Raw genomic sequence first — 20,391 nt, forward strand, 5'->3', positions numbered from 1 at the left:
GGCGTCTTTTTACAAGAAAAGAAATTATTGTAGACAACCCAATAAGGGAGGATTTTTTTATGGAAAAAGTTTGTGTGTTAGGGGCAGGCTCATGGGGGTCTGCGCTGGCAATGGTTCTGGCGGAAAATGGCCATGATACGCTTGTTTGGACACATAGAGCTGAACAGGCAGATGAAATCAACGACATGCATACAAATAAAAAATATTTACCTGAAACGGTATTGCCATCAAATTTACATGCGACGAGTGATATTACAAAGGCAGCAACACATGCAGAAACAATCATTGTGGCTGTGCCAACAAAAGCAATTCGAGAAGTTTGCGAAAAATTGAAGGCTGAATTAACAAAAAAAATTTTATTTGTTCATGTTTCAAAAGGAATTGAGCCAGATTCTTTAAAGCGAATTTCTGAAATATTAGCAGAGAGCTTACCTGCTGAAAATGTGGAAGAAATTGTTGTACTTTCAGGACCGAGTCATGCAGAGGAAGTAGTCCTGCACCACCCAACAACGGTTACAGCTACATGTGCTAACATAGATGCTGCTGAAAAAGTACAGGATCTATTTATGAATCAATTTTTCCGTGTCTACACAAACGATGATGTGATTGGTGTAGAAATTGGTGGCGCACTGAAAAATGTTATCGCTTTAGCTGCAGGCATTACAGATGGCTTGAATTATGGTGATAACGCGAAAGCGGCACTAATAACGAGAGGGCTTGCAGAGATTACACGTTTAGGTGTGAAAATGGGTGGTAATCCATTTACGTTCTCAGGCCTTACGGGCATGGGTGATTTGATTGTAACGTGTACAAGCGTCCACTCGAGAAACTGGCGGGCAGGTAATATGTTAGGGCAGGGCATGATGTTACAAGAAGTCCTTGATCAAATGGGAATGGTTGTAGAGGGTGTACGTACCACAAAGGCAGCCTATCAATTAGCTGAAAAGTATGGTGTGGCAATGCCAATTTCCACAGAGCTTTACAGTGTGCTCTTTAACGATGTAGAACCGAAAGTGGCTGTTGATGCGCTTATGTTGCGCATGAAAAAACGTGAAATAGATGATATGAAGCATTAATATTATTTTTATGATTAAATTTGTCATGAAACGGACATAAATAAGGTGTCTCAGTGAATCTACTGAGACGCCTTATTGTGTGCTACTAGTTGAATTGTTGAAGCACCTTAAAAGGTTGTCCATTTCTTGATAGTTATGGGACACCTATTTCTTTTTAACAAAGGCACATAGTATAATATACTTTGATTGTTTTTTGACATTGAAAGAAAGGTGGTTATTTGAAATGGGCCCGTTAGCTCATATGCCTGCTTTAGATGTAATGTGGGTATCGTTTTATTGTATAGGCTTTATGATTATATCAGTCGGCTTAATTTATTTAGCTCGTAACAAGATTTCAAATGTATTTTTACGAACAATCGTAAATTTATGTGCATACATACTGTTTGGACTTGGCACATTTTTAATGGTACTTATAGTTGCCACATGGCCAGCATAATAAATAACGAGGTGTCACTAACATGAAAAAAATAAGTGCTTTTTTGTTGGTATTTGCAACCGCCATACTGTTAGTCGGATGTGCGTACCCAGAAGACGAGAAAAGGGCAAAGGTCACGCCTGATGTCGACCAACTAGCAGCTGTTCAGCGTGCTGTTAATGAATACCGTGAAGCAACTGGTGGGCTAGTACCCATTAAAAATAGTGAATTAGATACAGATATATATATCAAATATTTAATTGATTTTGAAAAGTTAATGCCAAAGTATTTGACGACGATCCCTGGAAATGCCTATGAAAAAGGCGGTATATATCAGTATATTATTTGGGATCCTGAAAATGATGCGACCGTGAAACTAGTAGATTTAAATGCTGCGGAGCGCATTCGTGAAATAGGTATTCGGAAACTATCTACACAATACTTGCCAATAACAGGCTCAACATCTGATAATGTGTATCAAATTAATTATAAGGATTTGGGCTATAAAACAGATGTTACTGTGAAAAGTCCCTATTCTGGTGTCGAATTACCGCTCTTTATGACAGGAGACGGTGAATTGCATGTAGATTATGCGGTTGATTTAGGACAACTTTTAAAAGAGGACAACCCTGACATCAAACCAGGCGATGATATTCGTCAATTACTTGTCGATAAATATCCTGTTGTGCCGGCCTATTCTGTTCCGTATACAGTGGATGAGAAGGGTGAGCCAATTTATGATATGGACACTTATAATGCAGACGTCAAAAAGGCTCAGGAACGACAAAAACAAGAGGCAGAAGCTGCCGAGAAAAAAGAAGAATAACAAACAAGCTCCTTACATTTGTGAGGGGCTTTTTCATATTTGCCTACCAGCTCGCATATAGTGAAAAAGCGTAGATAAAGGAGGCAGAAACCTTGAGTGAAGCAGTATTTAGAGAAATTGCAGAGCGCACAAATGGCGATGTTTATATTGGTGTTGTCGGTCCAGTACGTGTAGGTAAATCAACATTTGTAAAAAAGGTAATGGAAGCAGTCGTGTTACCAAACATTTTGGATGAAACAGAAAGAATGCGAGCACAGGATGAGCTGCCACAAAGTTCTCCGGGGCCAGTCATTATGACTGCTGAGCCGAAGTTTGTACCTGCCCAAGCAACACGTATTGTGGTCGGTGACGATGAAATGCCATTTCAAATTCGTTTAGCTGATTGTGTAGGTTACATTATTGATGGGACAAAAGGATATGAGGATGAAAATGGTCCGAAATTTGTGCATACTCCTTGGCATACAGAGCCTATTCCATTCCAGGAAGCAGCGAAAATAGGTACTGACAAAGTCATTCGCGATCATGCGAATATCGGTATTGTGGTGACGACTGATGGAACTGTTAACGGTATTAGTCGTCGAGCTGCTGAGAAAGCAGAAGAAGAAATTGTTGAACAATTAAAAGAAATCGGCAAGCCATTTGTGATATTACTAAATTGCCAAATGCCAGCTAGAGAAGAAACCGTTCAACTGCGCAACGAGTTGTTTGAACGTTATAATGTTCCTGTTATTGCGATTTCTATTGATCAAATGAGAGAATCTGATATTCAGTATATTTTACAAGAGGCGCTATTTGAATTCCCAATCCGCACAATTGAGGTGGAAAAGCCAGATTGGTTAGACGTGCTAGATGCCTCACATCCATTGAATGTTGCATTGATTGATTCGATGGAAGAAGTACTTTCTTCTGTCATGAAAATTAGAGATGTGCAACAGGCTTCTGATGCTTTTAAAGCAATTGATTTTATTGACCAAAGTGAAGTAGTTCATGTAGATGCAGGAATAGGAACGGCTGTCATTCGTGTATCCTTACAGGGGGAATTATACAAATCCGTTTGTAATGAATGGTTAGAAGAACCGATTGAAACGAAAAAGGATTGGCTGCTCTTTATCAAAGAAGCGGCGGAGGCAAAAGAAGCTCAAAAACGCTTTAAAAGTGCCATTCATGATGCGGACACGACAGGCTATGGTGTTACATTACCAATGATGCAGGAATTTGAGCCAACAGCTCCAGAATTAATTAAGCAGAATAATTTCTTTGGCGTACGAATGAAAGCAAAAGCACCATCTTATCATATTATTCGTGTAGATATGGATTCAGAATTTGCCCCGTTAATCGGCTCTGAATTCCATAGTCAGCAACTTTTAAAAGATTTGAATCATGCATATTTACATGATCGAGATGCTCTCTGGAATACACAACTTTTTGGAACGCCATTACATGAAGTATTAAAAGAAGGAATTCGATATAAAATGGATGCTGTTCCATCTACTGCCAAAAAACGTATGCGTCAAACCATCGAACGTATGGTAAACGAGGGTGATCGAGGATTAGTAACTTTTATTTTATAGTGATAAAAATCAAAAAAAAGTGTGAAAAATATGTGAAGGGCTTTTCGTTTTTATGCGAAAAGTCCTTTTATTTATAATTTTTGGGTGAAAAACTGGTTTTTTGGTTATAATCATGAATGAATACAGTTGCGTAGCGGTTTTCTATGTGTTACTCTTTTTACAGAATTGGTTCATGACCCTTTGAGAGGAGGTGAATGGTGTGAATAAAACAGAATTAGTAAACTCTGTTGCTGAAGCTGCAGGTCTTTCTAAAAAAGACGCTTCTAAAGCAGTTGAAGCTGTATTTGATACAATTCAAGATGCTCTTGCAAAGGGTGACAAAGTACAATTAATTGGTTTTGGTAACTTTGAAGTACGTGAACGTGCGGCTCGTAAAGGTCGTAACCCACAAACTGGTAAAGAAATCGAAATCGCTGCTAGCAAGGTGCCTGCTTTCAAACCAGGTAAAGCGCTTAAAGACGCGGTAAAATAATACTCGTCTAGTAGTTACATAGAGCGGTCTTCATGTAAACGAACATGAAGGCTGCTCTTTTTAACTTCAAGTTGAAAATACATACTCATAATAAAAGCTAGATTATCTATCTTTCGGCAAATTTCTTGTGAAACAAGTAAGTCATTTTGCGCTTACCTTTTGGATGTGCTACGATGCATAGGGAAATGTGTAATGTTCTGATACGCAGGAGGTTTTTTGAATGTCAAATATTGATTTATTGAAAATAGAAGAAGCAGTTAAAATGATTTTAGAGGCGGTAGGTGAAGATGTAAATCGAGAAGGTTTATTAGATACACCAAAACGTGTTGCAAAAATGTATGCTGAAATGTTTAGTGGCTTACATGAAGATGCCAAAGACTATTTTAGAACAGTGTTTCATGAGGATCATGAAGAACTGGTCCTTGTCAAAGATATCCCTTTTTATTCGATGTGTGAGCACCACCTAGTTCCGTTTTATGGAAAGGCACATGTCGCTTACATACCGAATGATGGCATTGTTGCAGGGCTAAGCAAATTAGGTCGTGCAGTAGAAACAATTGCACGTCGACCACAATTGCAAGAACGTATTACATCTTCAGTAGCTGATACAATTATGGAAATGCTTGCTCCTAAAGGGGTTTATGTGGTGATTGAAGCTGAGCATATGTGTATGACAATGCGAGGACTGAAAAAGCCAGGTTCCAAGACAGTGACATCTGTAGCAAGAGGTGTTTATGAGGAAGATGAAGTGAAACGTAGAGAAGTTCTATCATTTATTCAAATGTCTTAAATTGCTTGTCTAATTATGTTATGATGAACTAAGAATTTGTCGGATTTAAGGAGTGTGCAAGAATGTCACAAGATTATATTGTTATTCAAGCTGAAGAAGATGGTGTACATGTCATTGGTTTAACGCGTGGAACAGATACAAAGTTTCATCATTCTGAAAAATTAGATGCCGGCGAAGTCATGATTGCTCAATTTACAGAACACACATCTGCGATGAAGATTCGAGGGAAAGCACAGATTCATACAGCACATGGTGTGATTAATAGTGAAGCAAAAAAATAATGATTAGACTAGATATGGTTTCAAAATAGATTTTATCCTGAGCCATTTAGGCACATATAAAAACGTAAGATGTGAAAAACTAATTATATGGGCAGTAGCATTCCCATTTCATGGGAAAGCTTTACTGCCTATCCTCTTGAAGAAAGCAAAATTTTTTTATCCCGCATCGTTGCGTATGCTATAATGACTCAGTAAGCAAACGTTAGGCCGTTGATAGGATTAACGTATTTGAAAGTGAAATGGAGTAAGGTCTATGAATGCAACATACATTCAAAATTCAATTGCACAGTTAAAAACAGAGATTTTCATGGATGTTCGTCATAGAACTTTGCAAAAATACACAGGAGTGCCTGTGCTAGATGAAAATCAATTGTTTTATTTGTTAATCCCGTTTTTGAATGGTGAAGAGTGGCAACAAGAGCAACAAGAAGCTGCCATTACTGTTGGCATTGTGTATGCAGCATTGGCGGCACACGATCACATAAAAGAATTAGATGCAACTTCTAAAGAACAACAGCTTACGGTTTTAGCTGGGGATTTTTATAGTGGTCGTTATTATGAAATACTAGCGTTGTCTGGAAATGTCGCATTGATACGAAGTTTGTCACAAGGAATTGTGGCGCGATGTGAACATCAGATTAAGGTATATGAGACCGAACAAAGAACAATCGAGCAATGGTATGCTTCGATGTGCAATATTGAATCAGGATTAATTGCTCAATTTTTCGAGCTTTATTCTTTTAGTGAATATATACCGTTGATGGAAAAAAGTTTATTGATCTTAAGTTTAGAAAGAGAAATGGCGGCTTATCAACGTGGACAAATGACTTTAATAGGTAAGGCACTTGAAGAAAGTGTTCGACGTAATGGCGCAAACTTCAATAGCGTCATCAAGGAAAAAATTGTGCATTTAAAAACGGAGCTGTCAAAGATGTTGGAGAGTGCATCATTTTTACAAAATGATGTGAAACGAGCTTTACATGCACACGTAGAAGCTTCAATTGCTTCTACTAATGGATAAGAGAGGTTTTTCAAAATGGCTAAAACGAAAGCAGAGCACGTTCACGAAGTATTTGAGAGTATCTCGGATAACTATGACAAAATGAACGGTGTTATTAGTTTCCAGATGCATGTTGGTTGGCGTAATGATACCATGAAGCACATGGCTGTCAAACCTGGTGCAAAGGCACTGGATGTTTGCTGTGGTACAGCAGATTGGACGATCGCATTGGCTGAGGCAGTTGGAGAAAGCGGAGAAGTAAAAGGACTCGACTTTAGTCAAAACATGCTTAAAGTTGGTGAAAAAAAGGTACAACCTTATCCACAAATCGAGCTTATTCATGGAAATGCTATGGAATTACCTTTTCCAGATGATACGTTTGATTATGTGACAATTGGATTTGGTCTTCGCAATGTACCTGATTATTTACAAGTCTTAAAGGAAATGCAGCGTGTTGTAAAACCAGGTGGAATAGTTGTATGTTTGGAAACATCTCAATCTGAAATTCCTGGTTACCGTCAATTGTTCCGTTTTTATTTTAAATATATAATGCCGATATTTGGTAAAATATTTGCGAAAAGTTACAAGGAGTATTCTTGGCTTCAAGAATCTGCGAATGATTTCCCAGGTATGAAAAAGTTAGCGGCATTGTTTGAGCAGGCAGGATTAGAAAAAGTAACGTACAAAGCATACAGTGGCGGGGCTGCGGCAATGCATATGGGCTTAAAAAAGGTACGTTAATGGGGGAAGGTTTTCACACGTGGAAAAGATGAAGTTAAAACTACTCTATTCCGATTTGAAATCAGATATCGATATCATTGAACGAGAGTTAGAAAATGCGGTGGACTCATCTTCATATTTGATCAACGATGCTTCTCTCCATTTATTACAAGCTGGTGGCAAACGTATACGGCCAATTTTTGTATTACTAGGTGCGAAATTTGGTGAATATGACATTGAGAAGATGAAGGATGTTGCAGTACCTTTAGAACTCATTCATATGGCATCACTTGTCCATGATGATGTTATTGATGATTCCAATATGCGAAGAGGACGTCCAACTGTCAAATCGCAATGGAATAACCGAGTAGCAATGTACACGGGCGATTTTATTTTTGCACGTGCTCTCGAATATATTACAAAATTAGAAGACCCACTAGTTCATCAAATTTTAGCTCGTACCATGGTAGAGATTTGTAACGGTGAAGTTATTCAAATTGAAGATAAATTTAGACTCGATCAAGGGTTGAAAGATTATTTTAGAAGAATCAAGCGTAAAACAGCATTACTCATTTCTTCTAGTTGTGAGTTAGGCGCTGTTGCGGCAGGCGTTGATGCTAAAACTGTACGTCATTTAAAACGCTTCGGCTACTTTGTGGGCATGAGCTTCCAAATTATCGACGATGTTTTAGATATTATGGCAACAGATAAGGAGCTAGGAAAGCCAGCAGGTAGTGATTTATTGCAGGGCAATATTACCTTACCGATTCTATTATTAAAAGATGATCCAGAGATGCAACCATACTTAGTAAAAGTATTTGCAGGGACATTAACAGAAGTGGAACGTCAAAATATGTTGCACTATGTGCGTAAATCTCATGCAATTGAGCAAGCTAATCGTATGAGTGATAAATATTTGAAAAAGGCTTTACAGGAAATAGATGCTTTACCAAAACATCCCGTGAAGAAAAAGCTGCGTGATGTGGCACTATTCATGGGTAAGCGCAAATTCTAGCTTTTTGTTGTACAAAGCCTCATTTTTTGTTAATATTTATCGGTAGGTGTAAAACCTGTTAGACGAATTTAAGGAGTGTTTTAAACATGGCAATTGAACAAACTTTTTTAATGGTTAAGCCAGATGGCGTTGAGCGTCAAGTAGTTGGAGACATCGTTGATCGTTTCGAACGTCGCGGTTTTGTAATGAAAGGTGCTAAATTAATGGTAATTCCAAAAGAATTAGCTGAAAAGCACTATGCTGAACATGCTGAGCGTCCATTCTTTGGAGAACTAGTTGATTTCATCACTTCTGGTCCAGTATTCGCTATGGTATGGGAAGGCGAGAACGTAATCAAGCTTGCTCGTACAATGATGGGTGCAACAAAACCTGAAGAATCTAACCCAGGTACAATCCGTGGTGACTATGCAACAACTGTTTCTCACAACATCATCCACGGTTCTGACTCTCTTGCTTCTGCAGAGCGCGAAATCGCTTTATTCTTCGGTGAAGATTTAGCTTAATTCGTGAATACAATAGGCAATCTCAATTTAAATTGAGATTGCTTTTTTTTATTGGTTTTAAAAGATCAGTTGGATAGTATTGTTAAACTGGTGAAATATATAAGTAGTAGTATGCACTAGCTAAATCACGATAGATTTTATGAAGATCTATTTCTAGATACATATAGAATTGTTAAAAACTTCTTACTCATGTACAATAAATGCTATAATATTCTGATAATTAAGTTAGGAATATATTAATAGTCTTGTCAATAAACTATGAAGGATGATAAGGAAAAGGGGCAATGGAGATGAGAGAAGTGGTGATTGTTGCGGCTGTACGAACTGCCGTGGGGCGAAGTAAGGGAGCTTTAAGTCATGTTCGGGCAGATGATATGGCAGCTGACTTGTTGCAAGAGGCCGTACAACGAGCAGGCATTAATAAGGAACAAGTGGATGATGTCATTTTAGGCTGTGTGACACAAACCGCAGAGCAAGGAGCAAATATTGCTCGGACAGCTTTATTAATGGCGGGATTTCCTGATAGTGTGCCAGGAGTGACCATTGATCGCCAATGTGGTTCAAGTCAGCAAGCGGTACATTTCGCAGCACAAGCCATATTAGCAGGGGATATGGATATTGTAATTGCTGGTGGTGTAGAAAGTATGTCTAGGGTGCCAATGGGTACTAATATGAAAAATGCTCATATAGGGAAACGCTTACAGGAAAATTATAATATTATTCATCAAGGGTTATCAGCAGAGAAAATAGCAGCAAAATGGTCCTTATCAAAAGAGCAGCTAAATGGTTATGCCTACCACAGTCATCAACGCGCATTAGCAGCCATTGAGGCGGAGCATTTCAAAGATGAAATCCTACCTATTCAAGTGATGCGAGAGGATGGCACTGTAACAACATTTGCTGTGGATGAGGGACCGCGCGTTGAAACTACCGTTGACATTTTAAATGGTTTAAAAACTGTTTTTCAAGAGGATGGCGTAATTACGGCTGGTAACGCGAGTCAGATGAGTGATGGGGCATCAGCAGTAGTTGTCATGGCTTTGGATAAAGCACGGGAACTTGGTATTCAGCCACTCGCTAAAATTGTCACAAGAGTTGTCGTAGGCTCCGACCCGACATTGATGTTAACAGGGCCAATCGAAGCGACTAGAAAAGCATTAGAACGAGCTGGCCTCAAGATAGAGGATATAGATACGTATGAGGTAAATGAAGCCTTCGCACCAGTGCCGCTTGTATGGTTGCAGGAACTTGGTGGGGACCCTAAGAAGCTCAATCCAGATGGAGGAGCGATTGCGCTCGGTCATCCACTAGGTGCTACTGGAACAAAATTGTTAACGACGATGCTCTATCGCATGAAGCGAGAGAATTACCGGTATGGTTTACTTGCTATTTGTGAGGGAATGGGAATGGCCAATGCCACGATTATTGAAAAAATGTAAAGGGGGTACTTTCAATGAAGAAGCATGAAGTGGTAGCAATAGTAACGGGTGGTGCGTCAGGTTTAGGCGAGGCGACTGTCCGTCAAATCGTTGAACAAGGTGGCAAAGCTATTATTTTTGATGTGAATGATGAACGTGGACAAGCTCTAGTAGAGGAATTAGGACAAAATGTTCTCTATGTACGGGTAGATGTTACAAAGGAAGAGGATGTGGCAACGGGCATTGGGCAAGCCAATGAAGCATTTGGCAAAATAAATGTAGCGGTGAACTGTGCAGGAATTGCGGATGCGAGCAAAGTTATTTCAAAACGCGGTGTCCATGCACTTGCGTTATTTGAAAAGGTGATAACAGTCAATTTAATCGGTACGTTCAATGTTATCCGTCTAGTAGCTGAGAACATGCAGTATAATGAGCCAAACGAAGATGGACAGCGAGGCGTCATTATTAATACAGCGTCAGTAGCGGCATTTGATGGGCAAATTGGACAGGCTGCGTATAGTGCGTCAAAGGGTGGTGTAGCAGCCATGACACTACCAATTGCACGAGAGCTTGCCGAAATGGGTGTGCGTGTAATGACTATTGCACCTGGACTAATAGAAACACCTATGTTTGCCTCATTACCTGAACCCGCAAGGACGGCTCTTGCGCAAATGACGCCATTTCCTAAACGACTTGGGAAACCATCAGAATATGCGCTGCTAGTAGAAAGTATTATCCAAAATGGCTTATTAAATGGTGAGGTCATTCGTTTGGATGGAGCCATTCGAATGCAGCCCAAGTAATTAATTTATTGGTAGCAGCTGTTAGCCCTCGGTCGTTTCGAAAATTTGTCAACGAAGGGAAGCGGTAAAATGCATATGATGGATACACCTTTATTATTAACAAGTTTTTTGAATCGCGCAGAACGATTTTTTCATTCAAAGAAAATATATTCGCGTACAAGCCCTACAACCATTCATGAATTTACGTACCAACAATATGTCAAACGGACTCGCCGATTAGCAGATGCTCTTACAAAGTTAGGTATGCAGCAAGGCACGAAGGTTGGGACATTTGCTTGGAACCATCATCGTCATTTGGAAGCTTATTTTGCTGTACCATGTGCAGGGGCGGTTCTGCATATGATTAATATTCGATTAGCTCCTGAGCACATTATTTATGTCATTAATCATGCCGAGGATGAAATATTATTAATTGATGACAATTTAGTGCCGCTTATCGCCCCATTTGTCTCACAGCTTAAAACGGTTAAACATGTGATCATTATGGGTGATTCTGTGGCAGTAGAATCTATCCCCATTCCAAATGCGTTGTCTTATGAAGCATTGCTTGCAGATGCCAATGAGCATTTCACATTCCCGGATGATTTAGATGAGAATACACCTGCAGGAATGTGCTATACGAGTGCAACGACTGGTATGCCGAAGGGGGTAGTTTATACACATCGTAGTATTGTCCTTCACAGTTTAACGGCTGGGCTTGCTGATAGTATAGCTATTTGTGAGTCAGATGTGGTGCTGCCTGTTGTACCAATGTTTCATGCCAATGCATGGGGGTTACCTTTTGCTAGTGTAGCCTTTGGTGCCACTCAGGTATTACCTGGTCCTATGTTTACTCCACAGCTTTTGCTCGAGCTGTTTGAGGTGTACAAAGTAACCTTGACGGCAGGTGTACCTACTATTTGGCTTGGTGTTTTACAGGAGCAACGTCAAAAACCTCGTGACCTATCGTCTATGCGATTGATTGTTTGTGGAGGATCTGCCTCACCGATTGGTCTTGTAAGGGGCTTTGAGGAGGAACTAAAGATACCTTATATGACAGGGTATGGTATGACAGAGACGTCGCCACTGGTAAGCTTATCTACGTATTCAACTCAAATGCAGGACTACACGGCTAATGAAAAAATGCATGTTCGAATTACCCAAGGGATGACCATGCCGCTTATTGAAACCCGTGTTGTGAATGAAAATGGTGAGGTCCCTTGGGATGGTAAAACGATGGGGGAACTAACCATTCGAGGCCCATGGATTGCAAATGAGTACTATCAAGATGAGCGTACTGATGAAGCCTTTAAAGATGGCTGGCTCTATACAGGAGATATTGCGGTGATGACACCTGATGGCTATATTAAAATTACTGATCGTACAAAGGATTTAATTAAGAGTGGTGGCGAATGGATTTCGTCTGTGGAGTTAGAAAATGCTTTGATGTCCCATCCAAAAGTCTTTGAGGCAGCTGTTATTGCCATCCCACATGAAAAATGGCTGGAACGTCCTTTAGCGTGTGTAGTGCCGAAGCCAGAATATAAGGAATCTATTTCTAAAGAGGAGCTATTCGAAAATCTACAGGCACAATTCCATAAAACGTGGATTCCAGATGATATTGTTTTCATTCAAGAGGTACCTAAAACATCCGTAGGTAAATTTTTGAAGGCAAAATTACGAGAAGATTTAAAAGATTATCGTGTACAAGTTTAGTAAATTAGATAGAATGAAGGTGGTAAAAACTACCTTCATTTTTTAATTGAAATAAATTCCTGAAAAGTGAAACTATTTTTTCTATTTTGCCGTATACTTTTAGTAACGAAAGGATGTGGACGTATTGTCAATTGCCATGGTAGCAATTATTGGTGGGGTTATTATTTCATTAGCTGGGATTTTTACAGATTCTCGTACGAGACAACAAAAAATTAAATTAAAGGCTATCGAAAAAGAAGTGGAATTAGAGAAGCTTCGATTAGAAACCTATACAATTGAAACAGAAAAAATGCGCCTTGAATTAGAACAGTCGAAAGTGCTACTATTAGAGGAAAAACAAAACTCAAGCAAGTAGATGGGTATACATGAGAAAGACTATTTCAGGATTGTCTCTTTTCCGCTATAATGGAAATACGACGCTAGAGGGGAAGATGACCATATGTCTGATTATGAACAGTTTATAGAAGGTATCAAGCGCAAAACAGGAATAGATTTAGCGTTATATAAAGAAGCGCAAATGAAAAGACGATTAACCTCTCTTTATGAAAAAAAAGGGTATCGTAATTTTGTTGACTTTCTAAGAGCACTTGAACAAGATCGTGATTTAATGAATGAGTTTTTAGATCGTATGACGATTAATGTTTCTGAATTTTATCGTAATGGAAAGCGTTGGGATGTATTGCAAAAGAAAATATTTCCTAAACTATTACAAACAAATAAGCGGTTAAAAATTTGGAGTGCTGCTTGTTCAACAGGGGAAGAGCCATATTCATTAGCAATGGTCTTATCTCAATTGGTGCCTTTATCGCAAATTCAAATTATAGCTACTGATTTAGATGAGAATGTCATTCAGAAAGCGAAATTAGGTGTCTATCCAGAGCGCTCCCTAGCAGAGGTGCCAAGTGATATTAAAGCTAAGTATTTTGAACAAGAGGGCTCCTTCTACCGCGTGAAGGATGAGATAAAGCGTTGTGTGACCTTTAAAAAACAAAATTTGCTCAATGATACCTATGACAGCAATTATGATTTAATCGTTTGCCGCAATGTGATGATCTATTTCACAGAGGAAGCCAAAGATCAAATTTATAACGATTTTAGTAAAGCCCTTCGCAAGGAAGGCGTTTTATTTGTTGGATCGACGGAGCAAATTTTTAATCCGGCACGATACGAATTTGAGGTAGAAGATACATTCTTCTATCGAAAAAAATAGTTAATAATATGAATGAAAAGCTTTGTACAAATGACCGATTTCACAGTCATGTACATATAGTAAGCAAGGCATTAGAGACATAGATAATTCGTACGCTTTTCGCTTATCCTAAGCAAAGGCGTATTTTTTATAAAGTTTAGCGCTTCACTTTAGTAGTGTAGCAAGCTTTTTATGAACGTCGTTCAGAATATTCACATAGAAATTATGTAAATAGTATGAACTTAAAAGACATTTGTAAAAGAACTGTTTTTTTAAAGAATATATGTTATAGTGAAAAATACATACTTTAGCGAGTTGAAGGGAGAAAGCGTTTATGCGTTACTTAACAGCAGGTGAGTCACACGGACCCCAATTAACAACAATTATTGAAGGTTTACCGTCACTCTTACTTATTACAGCAGAAAAAATTAATCACGATTTAAAACGACGCCAGGGAGGTCATGGACGAGGGCGACGCATGCAAATCGAAACAGATACTGTAGAGATTGTCTCTGGCGTTCGTCATGGACAAACACTTGGATCACCTGTCGCACTTGTTGTAACCAACGATGACTGGAAGCATTGGACTAAAATTATGGGTGCTGAGCCATTAGCGGAGGATGTGAATCCTGAGGATATCAAACGTCAAATTTCACGACCTCGTCCAGGACATGCGGATTTAGTTGGGGGCATGAAATACGGACACCGTGATTTACGAAATGTGTTAGAGCGTTCTTCAGCTCGTGAAACAACTGTACGTGTAGCAGTCGGCTCTGTGGCAAAGGCCTTATTAAATGAATTAGGCATTTCTATTGTCGCGCATGTGACAGAGATTGTGGGGATAAAGGCTGATACTTCCTTAATAGAAGGGAAAACAGCGGATGAAATTCGTGCCATTGTGGAAGCCGATCCTTGCTACTGTGTAGACCCGGAGGCTTCTGCCAAAATGGTAGAAGCAATTGATGAAGCAAAAAAAGCTGGTGATTCTATCGGTGGTGTTGTTGAAGTCATTGTGGAAGGTATGCCAGCAGGTATAGGCTCCTATGTCCATTATGATCGAAAGCTTGATGCGAAATTAGCGGCTGCTATGCTATCCATCAATGCATTTAAAGGTGTAGAATTTGGGCTTGGATTCGAAATGGCACGTCGTAAAGGCTCAGAAGTGCACGATGAAATTGTTTGGTCAGAAGAAGAAGGTTATACACGTGCTACAAATCGTCTCGGAGGCTTAGAGGGTGGCATGTCTACTGGGATGCCAATTGTTGTACGTGGTGTCATGAAGCCAATTCCTACTTTATATAAACCATTACAAAGTGTAGATATTGAAACAAAAGAGCCATTTAAAGCAAGCGTAGAGCGTTCTGATAGCTGTGCGGTACCAGCTGCATCAGTTGTGGCTGAACACGTTATTGCCTGGGAAATAGCGAATGTTATTTTGGAGCAATTCCATAGTGATCAATTACCACAATTAAAAGCTCAAATTGACGAGCATCGTCAATATACAAAGGGGTTCTGATTTATGCGTGTACCAGTGGCAACAAAATCGCATCATTATGAGGTTGTACTTGGCTATCAATTTCTCACTGAAGCCATTCAGAAATTTGCTGCTCAGCTTGAAAAAGCAGATAAGCTGTTTGTCTTTACAGATGCCAATGTATGGGCGGCTCAGGGAGAATATTTTAAGGCAAATTTCCCATATGATTTTGAGGTATTTATTTTACCTGGTGGCGAAGCATGCAAAACCTTTGAGCAATATTATGCAGCTCAAACATTTTTACTAGAGCAAAAATGCTCGCGGAAATCATTTGTTTTTGCCTTTGGTGGTGGAGCTGTTGGAGATTTAACGGGATTTGTTGCTGCAACCTATATGCGAGGGGTTCCATTTATTCAAATTCCAACAACCATTTTAGCGCATGATTCAGCTGTAGGCGGTAAAACAGCTATTAACCATCCATTAGGAAAGAATATGATTGGGGCATTTTATCAGCCAGAAGGCGTTATTTACGATACAGTTTTCTCTGAAACGCTACCTGTACGCGAAATACGTTCAGGGACAGCCGAGTTAATTAAACATGCGATGATTTCTGATCCAGTATGGTTAGAGGAATTAATGGCAGCAGATTCAGTGATACATTTTAATCAACAAGAATTAGCGATGCAGCTAAAGAAAGGTATTGAGGTCAAAGCACATATTGTGGCAGAAGACGAAACAGAGCAATCCGTTCGAAAGTTTTTAAACTTGGGCCATACATATGGACATGCCATTGAAGCGGCTGCTGGCTATGGCAAAGTAGCCCATGGCGAGGCAGTAATGATTGGTCTTGTGTATTGCTTATTATTGAGTGAACGTTATGGAGAACTGGATCGTCCGTTTACCAAGGCATTTTTACAATTTGCAGCTAAAAATGGCTATCCTTTTGAGGCTGTTAATGACTATACATTTGAGCAATTAACAAGCTATTTAATGAAAGATAAAAAAGCGGAATATGGCATTTTACAATTCGTATTATTAGAGAAAATTGGTAAACCGTTTGTGCGGGCAATCGATATAGAAGAATGCAAAGAAGTAGATGCCGAATATAGACAGTTATTAGCGGAGGTGCTTGTATGATTCGGGGACTTAGAGGAGCAATTACAATTGAATCTGACAAGCCAGAGCTTGTATGGGATGAGACAGCAAGATTAGTGCGTGAGGTTGTGACAGCAAATGATGTAGAAATAGATGATATCGCATCTATTCTTATTTCCACAACGCCTGATATTACCTCGGCATTTCCTGCTCGTGCAGTACGCTTGATGGAAGGTTGGCAATATGTTCCAGTTATGTGTACACATGAAATGGATGTGCCGAATGCACTACCATTGTGTATTCGTGTATTAATTCATGCGAATGTAGAGGTAGCACAAAAAGATGTTAAGCACCTGTATCTCAATGATGCAGTGAAATTAAGACCAGATTTAGCACAAGCTAAATAAGTAGAGGAGATGTTTTAGATGAAGTGGAAACAACAATTGGACGGTATGCAAGCATACAAGCCAGGAAAACCAATTGAAGAAGTGCAACGTGAATATGGCTTAAAGGAAGTTATTAAATTGGCATCTAATGAAAATCCATTTGGGTGCTCACCTAAGGTAACAGCTTATTTACAAAATAATGCAGTGAATCATGCGCTTTATCCAGATGGCTATGCACAAAATTTGCGTACAGCTGTTGCAAATCATCTAGATGTTCAAGAGACACAGCTTCTGTTTGGGAATGGCTCTGACGATATTATTGCTATTATTACTCGCGCATTGTTGTATCCAGGGGTAAATACCATAATGGCTGATCTATCATTTTCTCAATATTGGCATAATGCTGAAATTGAAGGTGCTGAAGTACGGAAAATTCCTTGTGTAGAAGGTGCACATGATTTAGAAGCAATGGCGGCTGCAATTGATGATCGAACATCTATCGTATGGGTATGTAGTCCGAATAATCCTACAGGTGTTGTAATTTCGGATACGGCATTACGTGCCTTCCTTGCCAAAGTACCAAATGATGTTCTTGTGGTATTAGATGAAGCTTATATTGAATACGTGACACATCCTGAACATAAGGATACGCTACCAATCATCGATCAATATCCAAATGTTCTTTTATTACGTACATTCTCTAAAGCATATGGACTGGCGTCATTCCGAGTTGGCTATGCGATTGGGCAACCAGAAGTCATTGCAAAGCTTGATCCGGTTAGAGCGCCGTTTAACAATACGATCTTAAGCCAAGCTGTAGCAGCTATCGCGCTTAGTGATCAAGAATATATTCAAGCATGTCGTGAAGCAAATGATAATGGTAAAAAGCAATATGTTGAATTTTGTGATAAACATAATCTGAAATACTTCCCATCTGATACGAACTTTATTTTCTTTGATACAAAAGCTGATAGTGATGTCGTTTTCCAAGAGCTTATGAAAAAGGGCTTTATTGTGCGCAGTGGTAATGCTTTAGGATTACCTGGATTCATTCGTGTCACAATCGGCACTGAAGCCCAAAATACAGCATTGCTGAATCAACTTGATAATGTATTAAAAGAGCAAGGAGTATTTGCATGACACGCAATGTGCTCGTTATTGGGCTAGGATTAATTGGTGGTTCCATCGCACTTGCTTTACAGAAAGCACCAGATACAAAGATTATTGGCTATGATATGGATGCTCAAACGCGTGAGCATGCACAAACATTAAATATTGTGCATGACACAGTAACAGATCCACAAGAAGTTGCAGCTGACGTCGATATCATTATCTTCGGTACGCCAGTTAATGCAACACTGGAATGGATGGAGCAATTAAAATCATGGCCCCTAAAAAATAAAGTCATCGTAACAGATACAGGAAGTACAAAAAAGTTAATTATGCAAAAAGCTGGTGAATTACGTGAGCTTGGCATAACGTTCATTGGTGGACATCCAATGGCAGGTTCTCACAAAAGTGGTGTGTTAGCTGCAAAGGCACATCTTTTTGAAAATGCATATTACATGCTTACACCACTTGCGGGTGAAGAAATTGTTCATATGGCACAGCTTGAAAGCCTGTTAAAATTCACCCATGCAAAAGTTGTTAGTGTTTCTGCAAGTGAGCATGATCATATGACAGCTGTGGTAAGTCATTTTCCACATGTTATTGCGGCTTCCCTTGTACATCAATTAGGTGGAGAAAATGGGGAATACCCGATGACTCGTTCTCTTGCAGCGGGTGGTTTTCGTGACGTCACGCGTATAGCCTCTTCTAACCCCGTTCTATGGCGAGACATAACATTACAAAATCGTGATGAGCTACTCACTCAGCTAGAAGGCTGGGAAAAAGAAATGAGTCGCATTAAAGAATTACTGACGAATGGGACCTCTCGAGATATAGAAGACTATTTTTCTATTGCCAAAGAACTGAGAGATGAATTACCAATTAGCGCAGGTGCTATGTATACACCGTTCGACTTGTATGTAGATGTTCCGGATTATCCAGGTGTCATTTCTGAGGTTACAGGTTTACTAGCTGATGAAGCGATAAGTATTACGAACTTAAGAATTGTCGAATCAAGAGAGGATGTTTTCGGTATTTTGGTGATTAGTTTCCAAAGTGAAAATGACCGTGAACGTGCCTCTGCATGTATACAAAAACGTGCCAATTTTGAAACGTATATTTCATAGCAAAAGAAAGCGTCGGCATTACGGCGCTTTCTATCTTCATATTGGAGGGAAAAAAATTAATGAGTGAAAAAGTTTTACAATACAATAAACCATCTTTACAGGGATCATTAACTGTTCCAGGCGATAAGTCGGTCTCTCACCGTTCTGTGATGTTTGGTTCCATTGCTACTGGGACAACGACAGTAGAAGGTTTTTTACTAGGGGAAGATTGTTTAAGTACCATTGATTGCTTCCAGAAGCTTGGTGTGCATATTGAGGTAGAAGGAACGAATGTAAAGATAGAGAGCCCAGGGATGAACAGTTGGCAGGAGCCGACAGAGGTGTTGTACACAGGTAACTCTGGTACAACAACGCGCTTAATGCTCGGGATTTTAGCTGGCTCCACTGTTCATTCAGTCATGACAGGGGATGCTTCCATTGGTAAGCGACCAATGAGACGTGTCATTGATCCACTGCGTCAAATGGGGGCCCTTATTACGGGACGTGCAGAAGGTCAATATACACCATTAGCCATTCAAGGAACGAAACTACAGGCCATTGACTACAAAATGCCTGTAGCTAGTGCACAAGTTAAATCTGCTATATTACTTGCAGGCTTACGTGCTGAGGGAACAACGATTGTCAGAGAAACAGAAGTGTCAAGGGATCACACTGAAAGAATGCTACGTCAATTTGGTGCCCATGTAGAAGTAGAAAATGGAGTTGTTTCATTAGAAGGTGGACAAACTCTAAGTGGAACGCACGTTTCTGTACCAGGAGATATATCCTCAGCAGCGTTTTTCTTAGTGGCAGGGGCAATTTGTGAAAATAGTCAATTAACACTAGAGAATGTTGGCATTAATCCAACGCGCGATGGCATTATCGAAGTCCTTCAAAAAATGGGCGCAACCATGACAGTGATGTCAAATGGTGATAGGCAAGCTGAACCTACAGCGACAATTCAAATCCAAACATCAACTTTATCGGGTACAACAATCGAGGGAGATATGATTCCACGTTTAATTGATGAAATTCCAATCCTTGCTTTACTTGCTACACAGGCACATGGCCAAACAGTTATTAAAAATGCCGAGGAGTTAAAAGTAAAAGAAACTGACCGTATTACAGCTGTTGTAGCTGAATTAAAAAAGCTTGGTGCTAACATCGAAGCAACAGATGATGGTATGATTATTGAAGGACCAACGCCATTAAAGGGCGCAAGTCTCAAAACATATGGTGATCATCGAATTGGGATGATGGGCGCTGTGGCTGCTTTAATTACGGAAGGAACAGTAACTTTAGATGATGCACAGTGTATTGCTGTATCTTATCCATCATTCTTTGAACATATTGAGGCAGTAAGGTAACAATTGAAGATGGACTCTCCAAGCTTTTGGGGAGTTTTTTCTTGTTTCGGTGGTAAATGTTTTGTAGCATAAAGGTATTAAA

General features: G+C 39.5%; 22 protein-coding genes. All 22 read left to right on the top strand.

The genetic code is table 11. The features are described from left to right. Positions 1 to 59 precede the first annotated feature (59 nt). On the top strand, positions 60 to 1,076 hold the full coding sequence (locus AO843_RS03790; protein WP_054609827.1) for an NAD(P)H-dependent glycerol-3-phosphate dehydrogenase: 1,017 nt from the start codon (positions 60 to 62) through the stop codon (positions 1,074 to 1,076). Positions 1,077 to 1,299: 223 nt separating this feature from the next. Further along, complete coding sequence (locus tag AO843_RS03795; protein WP_008180416.1) at positions 1,300 to 1,512, top strand: DUF2768 domain-containing protein; 213 nt, start codon at positions 1,300 to 1,302, stop codon at positions 1,510 to 1,512. Between the two features lie 22 nt (positions 1,513 to 1,534). Next, positions 1,535 to 2,317 (top strand): hypothetical protein, encoded by a 783-nt coding sequence (locus AO843_RS03800; RefSeq protein WP_054609828.1) that lies wholly within the window; start codon positions 1,535 to 1,537, stop codon positions 2,315 to 2,317. Positions 2,318 to 2,409: 92 nt separating this feature from the next. Beyond that, positions 2,410 to 3,888 (top strand): stage IV sporulation protein A, encoded by a 1,479-nt coding sequence (gene spoIVA, locus AO843_RS03805; RefSeq protein WP_054609829.1) that lies wholly within the window; start codon positions 2,410 to 2,412, stop codon positions 3,886 to 3,888. A gap of 199 nt (positions 3,889 to 4,087) precedes the next feature. Then, complete coding sequence (locus tag AO843_RS03810; RefSeq protein ID WP_004232618.1) at positions 4,088 to 4,360, top strand: HU family DNA-binding protein; 273 nt, start codon at positions 4,088 to 4,090, stop codon at positions 4,358 to 4,360. A gap of 220 nt (positions 4,361 to 4,580) precedes the next feature. Beyond that, on the top strand, positions 4,581 to 5,150 hold the full coding sequence (gene folE / locus AO843_RS03815; RefSeq protein ID WP_012293615.1) for a GTP cyclohydrolase I FolE: 570 nt from the start codon (positions 4,581 to 4,583) through the stop codon (positions 5,148 to 5,150). Positions 5,151 to 5,212: 62 nt separating this feature from the next. Continuing rightward, positions 5,213 to 5,431: a trp RNA-binding attenuation protein MtrB gene (gene mtrB, locus AO843_RS03820; RefSeq protein WP_004232621.1), complete on the top strand. Its 219-nt coding sequence runs from the start codon at positions 5,213 to 5,215 to the stop codon at positions 5,429 to 5,431. A 253-nt stretch (positions 5,432 to 5,684) separates the two neighbouring features. After that, complete coding sequence (locus tag AO843_RS03825; protein ID WP_054609830.1) at positions 5,685 to 6,452, top strand: heptaprenyl diphosphate synthase component 1; 768 nt, start codon at positions 5,685 to 5,687, stop codon at positions 6,450 to 6,452. Between the two features lie 15 nt (positions 6,453 to 6,467). Then, a complete protein-coding gene (locus AO843_RS03830; protein ID WP_054609831.1) occupies positions 6,468 to 7,172 on the top strand; it encodes a demethylmenaquinone methyltransferase in 705 nt (234 codons plus the stop codon). A gap of 19 nt (positions 7,173 to 7,191) precedes the next feature. Continuing rightward, positions 7,192 to 8,166, top strand: coding sequence for a heptaprenyl diphosphate synthase component II (gene hepT / locus AO843_RS03835; RefSeq protein ID WP_054609832.1), 975 nt, complete (start codon positions 7,192 to 7,194; stop codon positions 8,164 to 8,166). Between the two features lie 86 nt (positions 8,167 to 8,252). Beyond that, complete coding sequence (gene ndk / locus AO843_RS03840; protein WP_054609833.1) at positions 8,253 to 8,669, top strand: nucleoside-diphosphate kinase; 417 nt, start codon at positions 8,253 to 8,255, stop codon at positions 8,667 to 8,669. Positions 8,670 to 8,959: 290 nt separating this feature from the next. Beyond that, positions 8,960 to 10,108 carry a thiolase family protein gene (locus AO843_RS03845; protein ID WP_054609834.1) on the top strand — a complete coding sequence of 383 codons (1,149 nt, stop codon included), beginning with the start codon at positions 8,960 to 8,962 and terminating at the stop codon, positions 10,106 to 10,108. 14 nt (positions 10,109 to 10,122) lie between these two features. After that, positions 10,123 to 10,890: a 3-hydroxyacyl-CoA dehydrogenase gene (locus tag AO843_RS03850; protein ID WP_054609835.1), complete on the top strand. Its 768-nt coding sequence runs from the start codon at positions 10,123 to 10,125 to the stop codon at positions 10,888 to 10,890. 69 nt (positions 10,891 to 10,959) lie between these two features. Continuing rightward, on the top strand, positions 10,960 to 12,585 hold the full coding sequence (locus AO843_RS03855) for a long-chain fatty acid--CoA ligase (RefSeq protein ID WP_054609836.1): 1,626 nt from the start codon (positions 10,960 to 10,962) through the stop codon (positions 12,583 to 12,585). Between the two features lie 124 nt (positions 12,586 to 12,709). Next, complete coding sequence (locus AO843_RS03860) at positions 12,710 to 12,940, top strand: hypothetical protein (protein WP_054609837.1); 231 nt, start codon at positions 12,710 to 12,712, stop codon at positions 12,938 to 12,940. An 84-nt stretch (positions 12,941 to 13,024) separates the two neighbouring features. Then, complete coding sequence (locus tag AO843_RS03865) at positions 13,025 to 13,795, top strand: CheR family methyltransferase (RefSeq protein ID WP_054609838.1); 771 nt, start codon at positions 13,025 to 13,027, stop codon at positions 13,793 to 13,795. Positions 13,796 to 14,108: 313 nt separating this feature from the next. Then, positions 14,109 to 15,290 (top strand): chorismate synthase, encoded by a 1,182-nt coding sequence (aroC, locus tag AO843_RS03870; RefSeq protein WP_054609839.1) that lies wholly within the window; start codon positions 14,109 to 14,111, stop codon positions 15,288 to 15,290. 3 nt (positions 15,291 to 15,293) lie between these two features. Beyond that, positions 15,294 to 16,385 (top strand): 3-dehydroquinate synthase, encoded by a 1,092-nt coding sequence (gene aroB / locus AO843_RS03875; protein ID WP_054609840.1) that lies wholly within the window; start codon positions 15,294 to 15,296, stop codon positions 16,383 to 16,385. Next, the gene (gene aroH, locus AO843_RS03880) at positions 16,382 to 16,750 is read left to right on the top strand and encodes a chorismate mutase (RefSeq protein ID WP_054609841.1); all 369 of its coding nucleotides are present in this window, start codon (positions 16,382 to 16,384) and stop codon (positions 16,748 to 16,750) included. Before aroB ends, aroH begins: the two co-directional genes overlap by 4 nt. 18 nt (positions 16,751 to 16,768) lie before the next feature. Further along, complete coding sequence (hisC, locus tag AO843_RS03885) at positions 16,769 to 17,869, top strand: histidinol-phosphate transaminase (protein ID WP_054609842.1); 1,101 nt, start codon at positions 16,769 to 16,771, stop codon at positions 17,867 to 17,869. Next, entirely contained in the window at positions 17,866 to 18,963 is a 1,098-nt protein-coding gene (locus AO843_RS03890) for a prephenate dehydrogenase (RefSeq protein ID WP_054609843.1), read from the top strand. The genes hisC and AO843_RS03890 overlap by 4 nt, the downstream gene beginning before the upstream one ends. Before the next feature lie 59 nt (positions 18,964 to 19,022). Continuing rightward, positions 19,023 to 20,309 (top strand): 3-phosphoshikimate 1-carboxyvinyltransferase, encoded by a 1,287-nt coding sequence (gene aroA, locus AO843_RS03895; protein WP_054609844.1) that lies wholly within the window; start codon positions 19,023 to 19,025, stop codon positions 20,307 to 20,309. Positions 20,310 to 20,391: the final 82 nt, after the last annotated feature.

It is taken from the genome of Lysinibacillus sp. ZYM-1 (assembly GCF_001308875.1).
In the GTDB taxonomy this organism is placed as follows: Bacteria; Bacillota; Bacilli; order Bacillales_A; family Planococcaceae; genus Lysinibacillus.